Source organism: Candidatus Accumulibacter vicinus, assembly GCF_000584955.1.
In the GTDB taxonomy this organism is placed as follows: domain Bacteria; phylum Pseudomonadota; class Gammaproteobacteria; order Burkholderiales; family Rhodocyclaceae; genus Accumulibacter; species Accumulibacter vicinus.
Genome location: NZ_JDSS02000026.1, coordinates 38486 through 47118, shown reverse-complemented (window position 1 = coordinate 47118; position 8633 = coordinate 38486). Strand labels below are relative to the sequence as shown.

General features: G+C 62.0%; 7 protein-coding genes and 1 pseudogene. 6 read left to right on the top strand and 2 right to left on the bottom strand.

The annotated features are described in order from the left end of the window. On the bottom strand, window positions 1-311 hold a 311-nt coding region (locus tag CAPSK01_RS12385), incomplete at its 3' end, for a hypothetical protein (RefSeq protein ID WP_034926985.1). A gap of 83 nt (window positions 312-394) precedes the next feature. Between CAPSK01_RS12385 and CAPSK01_RS12380 the strand changes: the two genes are divergently transcribed. Then, a complete protein-coding gene (locus CAPSK01_RS12380; protein ID WP_034926982.1) occupies window positions 395-733 on the top strand; it encodes a cupin domain-containing protein in 339 nt (112 codons plus the stop codon). Between the two features lie 242 nt (window positions 734-975). Beyond that, window positions 976-2838, top strand: coding sequence for an AsmA-like C-terminal region-containing protein (locus tag CAPSK01_RS12375; RefSeq protein WP_034926980.1), 1863 nt, complete (start codon window positions 976-978; stop codon window positions 2836-2838). A gap of 20 nt (window positions 2839-2858) precedes the next feature. On the opposite strand, the gene CAPSK01_RS12370 is transcribed toward CAPSK01_RS12375, so the two are convergent. Beyond that, window positions 2859-4061 carry an amino acid aminotransferase gene (locus CAPSK01_RS12370; protein WP_034926977.1) on the bottom strand — a complete coding sequence of 401 codons (1203 nt, stop codon included), beginning with the start codon at window positions 4059-4061 and terminating at the stop codon, window positions 2859-2861. 159 nt (window positions 4062-4220) lie between these two features. Here CAPSK01_RS12370 and uvrB point away from each other — a divergent pair, with 159 nt between their 5' ends. From uvrB to CAPSK01_RS12350, 4 genes and pseudogenes are all read left to right on the top strand, one after another. Next, window positions 4221-6311, top strand: coding sequence for an excinuclease ABC subunit UvrB (gene uvrB / locus CAPSK01_RS12365; RefSeq protein ID WP_034926974.1), 2091 nt, complete (start codon window positions 4221-4223; stop codon window positions 6309-6311). A gap of 56 nt (window positions 6312-6367) precedes the next feature. Next, a complete protein-coding gene (locus CAPSK01_RS12360; RefSeq protein WP_273703602.1) occupies window positions 6368-6850 on the top strand; it encodes a cyclic nucleotide-binding domain-containing protein in 483 nt (160 codons plus the stop codon). 275 nt (window positions 6851-7125) lie between these two features. Next, complete coding sequence (locus CAPSK01_RS12355) at window positions 7126-7968, top strand: transporter associated domain-containing protein (RefSeq protein ID WP_034926971.1); 843 nt, start codon at window positions 7126-7128, stop codon at window positions 7966-7968. Between the two features lie 91 nt (window positions 7969-8059). Next, window positions 8060-8633 (top strand): annotated as a pseudogene (locus tag CAPSK01_RS12350) (hypothetical protein); the annotation flags it as partial.

The following is an 8633-nucleotide window of genomic DNA, read 5'->3' as shown; positions in this document are numbered from 1 at the left end:
TCGAGGCGTTCGTATGGCCCGCAGGAGCCCGCGGTAGTGTCGTCCGCGACGCGCTCGGTACGAAACCGCTGCCAGGCAAAGCTGCGCAGCGGCGCCAACATTGTGATGCGGCGGTCTTCGCCCTGCAGACCCGTGCGGTAGCGCTGGATCAGCGTCGCCAGCGCATCGCCGAGCCAGGGCCATGGCGGCGGCAGCAGCAGATCCTGACTCCGACCTGCAGAAAAACCGCCGAGCACGTCGAACAGCAGAACGCTGTGCGCGTCCTGGTGCTCCGCGGCGGGCAGCGAACTGACCAGAACATGGTAATTCAAACGCAGCCATTTTTGAATTTTCTGGATCGGCTGCGTTTATCATCCACACTTCACCATGCGTATCTGTTGCCTGCTCACGCCCAATGGACAATCTGTTCGCCAAACTTCCGCCTCCAGACTCGCCCACCGAGCAGTTTTGGCAACTGCTGGCCCGGCCCGGTCTGACGATCGAACGCATCGTCTCGACCGGCCAGTCCAGCCCGCCGGGTTTCTGGTACGACCAGCCAGAGGGGGAATGGGTGCTATTGGTGCAAGGTGAGGCGAGCTTGCGTTTCGCCGACGAGACGCAAGCCCGCAGGCTCAAGGCCGGGGATTATCTGCACATCGCGCCGCATCGGCGGCACCGCGTGGACTGGACCAGCCCCGATCAGACCAGTGTCTGGCTGGCCGTTCATTACTACCCGGCGCCGTTGCCGGAATGAATGGCCAGTCTCCCAGGCTCTCTTTGCAGCGGATCAACATCCGGTCAGCAGGCGATTTGCAGTGCAGGAATGGGCCAGGCCGTTTATGCTGTCGACGCACAGATGCCGGCCGATGTCGTCCGCGCCTTTTCCCGTCTGCCAACAAGGTGCACAATTCGATCCTTGCCACTGCCGAACCCTTCCCTGAAGGTCGTAAGTCACCAACGCACCTTTCACATTAACCCTGCGGCCCTGCCAATACGATGGACCCTGATCTGATCGATGCCAATCTGGTTTTCGCCAAGACCCCGGCCGGCGAAGAAGCGATGCTGCAACGAACGCGGGTCGTCCAGCGAAACGTCCGGATGGTGCTGATTCTCGTCGATGGCAACGCCACCGTCGCCGAGTTGTGCGACAAGACCGGCAATGCTCCGATTACCCAGAACGCACTGCTCGAACTGGAACACGACGGCTTCATCGAACGCAGAATCGAAAAGAACTCGGTCTGGCGGCACGCCAAGGACTCCCCCACAGGCATCGTGGCAACGGCCATGCGCGCGGTTTCCGAATTCTCCACCTTCGGCGACAAGACTGTGCCGCCGGTCGAGGAACCTGCATCCGACGACCAGAAAGGCCGGAGCATCCCTTTTCCTGAAAGTCGGGGCAGCCATCCCTCGCGCGCGCCCGGCTCGCTCACGCCGCAGCCTTCGCTGAGCGGCGGTCCGCTGTCCGGCGCAGCCCTGCAGTTGCAGCAGGAAGCCACAGCAGCCAAGCCGGCGGCAACCGCCGAAGCCGTGCCGAAACCCTCTCTTTTTGATCGTCTGAAGGCCTTCGCCAGGCCCACCACTGCGGACGAAGCGCCGACGCTCAAACCAATCCGGCGAGGCCGCCGGCGTTGGTCGCTGACCTGGCCGCTGGGCCTGCTGCTGGGGGGACTGTCGCTCTGCGCCATGCTCTTTCTTCTGGCCCTGTTCTTTCCCTATGCCAACTACCTGCCTGAGGTGGAAGCCAGCCTGGCGCAGAGCATCGGGCAGCCTGTCAGGGTCGACCGGATGCGTGTCAGCGTCTACCCCCGGCCTGGCTTGTTGCTGGTCAATGTCCGCCTTGGTGAGGGAAGCGACGGGATCGAGATCGCCGAGATCCGCCTGCAGCCCGTACTCCAGACGCTGCGGGCAGACAAGATTCTCTTCAGGGAGGCCGAGCTGAGCGACGTCAGGCTGTCAGCAGCGGCGATCAGCAATCTGTCGCGGATGCTGGCCTCCGTCGCAAGTCCGTCAGCCCGGGCCGGCGTCCAGCAGTTGACGGTCAGCAATGCGGCATTCTCGTTTGCCGAACTGACCATTGGCGAAATGAATGGCCACTGCGAACTCTCTGCGGATCATCTCCTGGAGTCGATCTCGCTGCGCTCGCGGGACCGCGGTCTGCAGTTGAAGCTCAACCCGAACGAGCGCGGGCTCGCGGTTCAGATCGATGCGATCGCCTGGCGGGTCGCGCAGGGTTCGCCGTATCTGTTTGATTCCTTGAACGTGAAGGGCGTCATCGAAGGAAGCGATTGGGTCATTGACAGCTTTGAATCGCGGATTTTCGATGGCCTGGTGCGCGCGGCGGCAATCCTGCACGATGGACAGCAAGCGGCCATTGCCGGTGAACTGTCGTTTGAGCGGATCAATGCCCGGAAACTCGGCGAAGCCCTGGGCATCGGGAGTCAATTTCAGGGCGAAGCGCATGGCAAACTGAAATTCTCGGCCCACTCGGCCAGTTGGCCAGACCTGCCCGCTGCTGTCCAGGCCAGCGGAAACTTCACGATGCATCGTGGCAGGCTGGGTGGCATCGATCTCCCCGAGGCAGTACGCCGGTCGTCGACCACGCCGGCAACGCTGGGCGGCTGGACCCGCTTCGAGGAATTGTCCGGCGCCATTACGGTGACGCCAAACGCTTTCCTCTTTTCACGCCTGGCACTGAATGCCGGCCTGATGCAGTCCACCGGACAGATCGAACTGAGCCGAAAGCTGCAGTTGCGCGGCAGGATGGAGGTGCTGATGCGCGGCCAGGCCGATCGCAGCAGCCGGTCGATCCTGATCAGCGGCCCCCTCCAGTCGCCGCTGACGCAAACCCCCAACCGCTGATCAGCGGGGGGGATCATCCATTACAGGACCGCCGCGATGGCGTCAGCCACGTAGTCGATGTTGTGCGTATTCAGCGCCGCCAGGCAGATTCGGCCGCTGCTCACGGCATAGATGCCGAACTCCTCGCGCATGCGATCGACCTGCTCGACGCTGAGTCCGGTGTAGGAGAACATCCCTCGCTGCCGGATCACAAATGAGTAGTCCTGGCTGACTCCCCGGCCCTGCAGCCGGTCGACCAGGCTAAGGCGCATGGCGCGGATTCGCCCGCGCATTTCTGCCAGTTCTTCTTCCCACATCCGGCGCAGCTCCGGACTGGACAACACCGCAGCAACAATGGCCCCCCCATGCGTCGGCGGGCTGGAGTAGTTGGTGCGGACGATGCGCTTGATCTGTGACAGCACGCGCGCCGTTTCATCCCGGCTGGCGGTGACCACCGACAGGGCACCGACACGCTCTCCGTACAGCGAGAACGATTTCGAAAACGAGCTCGCCACGAAGAACTGCAAGCCGGACTCGGCAAACAGCCTGAGCGCCAGGGCATCTTCTCCGAGACCGTCGGCAAAGCCTTGATAGGCAATGTCCACGAAAGCCAGGAGGCCACGTGCGCCGATCGCGTCGATGACCTGTCGCCACTGTGCTTCGTCGAGATCAGCGCCGGTCGGATTATGGCAGCAGGCATGCAGAACGACGATTGAACCTGCCGGCAAGGCATGCAGTCCAGCCTGCATGGCGGCGAAATTGACGCCTCGCGTCACCGGATCGTAGTAAGGATAAGTCGCCACCGTGAAGCCTGCGTTCTCGAACAGCGCGCGATGGTTTTCCCAGCTCGGATCGCTGAGATAGACCGTGGCTTCGGGCAGCAGACGCCGCAGATAGTCGGCGCCGACCTTGAGCGCGCCGGTGCCGCCCAGCGCCTCGATGGTGAGCACGCGCCCATCCGCGAGCAGTGCCGAGTCAGCGCCGAAAAGCAGCTTCTGTACGTTCTGATTGTAAGCGGCCAGACCGTCGATCGGCTGATAGCCACGCGGCGGCATGGCCTCCAGACGTGCTTTTTCGGCCAGTTTGACGGCAGCAAGCAGGGGCACCTTGCCACTGCCATCGAGGTACACGCCAACGCCGAGGTTGACCTTGGTCGAGCGTCCATCGGCGTTGAATGATTCGGTGAGGCCGAGAATGGGATCGCGTGGAGCCATTTCCACGGCGGCGAAAATCGAAGCGGTCATGCAGGTTCCTCAGTTGGTCAAAAAGGGGTCGTCGTGCCTGGATGAGAGCGGCCGGGCATGGTTTCTTCACCTATCGGAGGCGCAACCCGGTCCGCGGGACAGAACACGGGACGATTGTTCTCGACGCCGATCTGTCGCGAAACAACGTAGAATTCTAACATGCCGACTCAAGCGCATTCTCGTGAGAAGCCACCCTTCGTCACCTTCGAGGGCAGCCCGTTTCGTCTCTACCAACCCTTCCTGCCGGCAGGCGACCAACCGGCAGCCATTGATCGGCTGGTCGAGGGATTGCAGGACGGGCTCTCGTTCCAGACCCTGCTCGGAGTCACCGGCTCGGGCAAGACCTACACCATGGCCAACGTCATCGCGCGAACGGGTCGTCCGGCGCTCGTCCTGGCGCCCAACAAGACGCTCGCGGCACAGCTCTACGCCGAATTCCGCGAATTCTTTCCCGATAACGCGGTCGAGTATTTTGTTTCCTATTACGACTACTACCAGCCGGAAGCTTATGTGCCGGCACGCGACCTGTTCATCGAAAAGGATTCGTCGATCAACGAGCACATCGAGCAGATGCGCCTGTCCGCGACCAAGAGCCTGCTCGAACGCCGGGATTGCGTGATCGTTGCCACCGTCTCGTGCATTTATGGCCTCGGCGACCGCGACGAGTACCGCAAGATGATCCTGACCATGCGCGTCGGCGACCACATCGGGCAGCGCGAGGTGATCAAACGCCTCGCCGACATGCAGTACGAGCGCAATGAGACCGACTTTAACCGAGGGACCTTTCGGGTTCGCGGCGACACCATCGACGTATTCCCCGCCGAACACGCCGAGCAGGCGATCCGAATCTCGCTGTTCGACGACGAGATCGAAGGCCTGCAGCTCTTCGACCCCTTGACCGGCCATCTGCAAGCTCGGCTGCTGCGCTTCACGGTTTTCCCGTCGTCGCACTACGTCACGCCGCGCGAGACCGTGTTGCGGGCAATCGAGGCGATCAAGGAAGAACTCGTTGAACAGATTGCTTACTTCAACGCCGAGAACCGTCTGGTCGAGGCGCAGCGCATCGAACAGCGTACCCGCTTCGACCTGGAAATGCTCGATCAGGTCGGTTTCTGCAAGGGTATCGAAAACTATTCCCGGCATCTCTCGGGACGCCAGGTTGGCGAACCTCCGCCCACCCTGATCGACTATCTGGCTACCGATGCGCTGATGTTCATCGACGAGTCGCATGTCTCGGTTTCTCAGGTCGGTGGCATGTACAAGGGCGACCGCTCGCGCAAGGAGAACCTCGTCCATTACGGATTTCGTCTGCCATCGGCGCTCGACAACCGGCCGCTGAAGTTCGCCGAGTTTGAGGCTCTGATGCGGCAGACCATTTTCGTTTCGGCCACCCCTGCCGACTACGAGGCGACACACCAGGGACAGGTCGTCGAGCAGCTCGTCCGCCCGACCGGGCTGGTCGATCCGACACTTATCGTTCGTCCTGCCTCGACTCAGGTCGACGATCTGCTGTCGGAGATCCGGCTGCGCGCCGGACTGGCGGAACGGGTGCTGGTCACCACGCTGACCAAGCGCATGGCCGAGGACCTGACCGATTACCTCAACGAAAACGAAGTGCGGGTGCGCTATCTGCATTCGGACATCGATACCGTCGAGCGTGCCGAGATCATTCGCGATCTGCGTCTCGGCAGGTTCGACGTTCTGGTCGGCATCAACCTGCTGCGTGAAGGACTGGACATTCCCGAAGTTTCGCTGGTAGCCATCCTGGACGCCGACAAGGAAGGTTTCTTGCGCTCCGAACGCTCGCTGATCCAGACCATCGGTCGCGCTGCCCGCCACCTGCACGGTACCGCGATCCTCTACGCCGACAGGGTCACCGACTCGATGCGGAGAGCGATCGCCGAAACCGAACGACGGCGGCTCAAACAGCTCGCTTTCAACGAGGCCAACGGCATCGTACCCAAGGGGATCAGCAAACGTGTCGTCGACATCATCGACGGCGTCTACGAGGCCGAGAACGCGCAGCGCGACCTCAAGGTCGCACAACAGCAGGCCGGCTACGAAGCGATGAGCGAGAAGCAGCTGGCGCGCGAACTGCGACGCCTGGAGAAGGAGATGCACGAGTACGCCAGGAACCTCGAATTCGAGAAAGCCGCCGCCGCGCGCGACGAATTGTTCCGGATCCGCAAACAGGTATTCGGAATCAGCGGTGCCGAGGAAAATCTTCAACCTCAATGTTTAACTGATTGATCCTGTATAAACCATTTCCACAGTCCAGGTTTCCACCCTTGTCTCCGGAGTGCGCAGTGAAGACAGTACGATTCCTCCAGGAACAACCCATTTTCGGCGGCGTCAGCGATCAGGCGATGCAGTCGATCATGCTGCTGATGCGAGAACTTCATTTCGCGGCTACCGAGGTGATTGTTCAGGAGGGAGAAGATGGTGACTCCCTCTTCGTGATCTGCAGCGGCTCGGTCGAGGTGCTGAAAGCCTCTCCTGTAGCGAACGGCACGTTTGGCAAGCGCATCGCCGTTCTCCAGGTCGGTGACGTTTTCGGCGAGATGGAGTTGATCGACACGCAGCGTCGTTCGGCAACGATCCGTGCACTCGAGCCGGTGTCGGTGCTGGCCTTGTCCAACGCCGATCTGTTCCAGATCTACGAGTCCGACCCGCAGACCTTTACGCTGCTTGCCCTCAATCTGGCCCGGGAACTGAGCCGTCGCCTGCGCAACATCGACGATCTGGCGGTGCACTACATGGCCGCGAACAGCCGCCCGGACCCTTCGTGACGACTCATCGAGATCGCCTGGCATGAGCGTGGCTGGGTTGCTTCGATATTGAAAATCGCATTGCGCAAAGCCGATCGTCCATGGCATGCTGCGCCTGCAAGCCTGTGACCGGGGGGGCCGGCGAGGCTCAGGATGCCGAGAGGGAGCTCATCGGCGGAGCCGACAGACCGCCCCGGATGGCCAGGTCCGCGGATCGCAACGAGGGGTGAAGCGTCAGCGGCGCCGCTCCGCAGGCCAAGCGTCGCTGTTGACGCCGCATTCCACACAAGGCAGATATGGATAGTAGCAGTCCCAAACCCGGTTTCCTGGAACGTCTTTCTTCGTTTCTCGTGCGCGAGCCGGAAGATCGCGAACAACTCATGCAGCTGCTGTACTCGGCACATCAGCGCAAGCTCCTTGACGCCGACGCCCTGAGCATCACGGAAGGCGCCATGGCCGCTTCGGAAATGTGCGTGCGGGAAGTCATGGTGCCACGCCCGCTGATGGAGGTGGTGGACGTCAGCGATTCACTTGCGAAGGTCATCAGCCGGGTCAACACCACCGCCCACTCCCGTTTTCCGGTCATCAACGGCAGTCGCGACAATGTGGTCGGCATCCTGCTGGCCAAGGATCTGCTGCGCGTGCAGGGGGAAGGCGATTTCAGGCTGCGTGACTGGGTGCGTCCGGCGGTGTTCATCCCCGAATTCAAACGCCTCGACCTCTTGTTGCGGGAATTTCGCGTATCGCGCAATCACATGGCGATCGTCATCGATGAATATGCCGGGATTGCCGGCCTGGTCACCATCGAGGACGTCCTTGAACAGATCGTTGGCGAAATCGAAGACGAATACGATTTTGACGAGGCCGACGATAACATTCAACTCGATCCGAATGGTTTCTACCGCGTCAAGGCACATACCGCGTTGGCCGACTTCGACGCGGCTTTCGGCTCCCGTTTCAGCGAAAGAAAATGCCAGACTGTCGGCGGTCTGATCCTGCTTCACCTCGGCCGGGTACCGCAGTTCAACGAAACGATTGTCGTCGACGGCATCCGCTTCCAGATCTTGCGCGCCGACAGCCGACGCATCTACACGTTGGTGGTCTCGCCATCGCCGGAGGCGGGCGATCCTGCCGAATAGGGCCTGGCGCTGGCGCAGCTTCGGCGCCGCCGGCCTGGGAGCCGCGGGGGTCGTCGGCTTTGCGCCGCTTGGCTGGTTTCCGGTCAACTGGTTGAGCCTCGGTGGCCTGTTTGCTCTGCTATGTATCGAAATTGACAGCTGCAGCGGCGACCGGCGTGCCTGGCGCGGCGCGCTGATCGCCGCTGCCCATGGCTTTGGCCTGTTTCTGGCCGGCGTCTCGTGGGTCTATGTCAGCCTGAGCGTTTTTGGCGGCATGCCGGCAGCCGTGGCGGGCCTCGCGACAGTGCTCTTCTGCCTGGCCCTGGCGATCTTCCCGGCACTGGCTGGAGCGCTGTTCGTTGGCTTCGCCGTTGCCGGCTGGTGGCGGCGCGGCCTGCTCTTCGCCAGCCTGTGGATGCTTGCCGAGTGCTTGCGTGCCTGGGCTTTTACCGGATTCCCCTGGCTGGCCGCCGGCTATTCACAAACGCCACCGAGTCCGCTCGCCGGCTATGCCGCGCTGCTCGGTGTCCATGGCGTCTCGTTTTTTTCAGCGCTGCTCGGCGCCCTGATCTTCGAGATCAGTCGGCGCTGCTTATCCACCCAGCCCTGCAACACGCGGGGCTGGCTGCGCAGGGGCCCGGCCGAACAAAGCCCTGGGAATGCTGGAACCGATTCTCGACAAGATC

Excerpts from the sequence above, each read along its gene's own strand:
- CAPSK01_RS12380 (WP_034926982.1), top strand. The coding sequence starts at position 395 with ATGGACAATCTGTTCGCCAAACTTCCGCCTCCAGACTCGCCCACCGAG.
- CAPSK01_RS12375 (WP_034926980.1), top strand. The coding sequence starts at position 976 with ATGGACCCTGATCTGATCGATGCCAATCTGGTTTTCGCCAAGACCCCG.
- CAPSK01_RS12370 (WP_034926977.1), bottom strand. The coding sequence starts at position 4,061 with ATGACCGCTTCGATTTTCGCCGCCGTGGAAATGGCTCCACGCGATCCC.
- uvrB (WP_034926974.1), top strand. The coding sequence starts at position 4,221 with ATGCCGACTCAAGCGCATTCTCGTGAGAAGCCACCCTTCGTCACCTTC.
- CAPSK01_RS12355 (WP_034926971.1), top strand. The coding sequence starts at position 7,126 with ATGGATAGTAGCAGTCCCAAACCCGGTTTCCTGGAACGTCTTTCTTCG.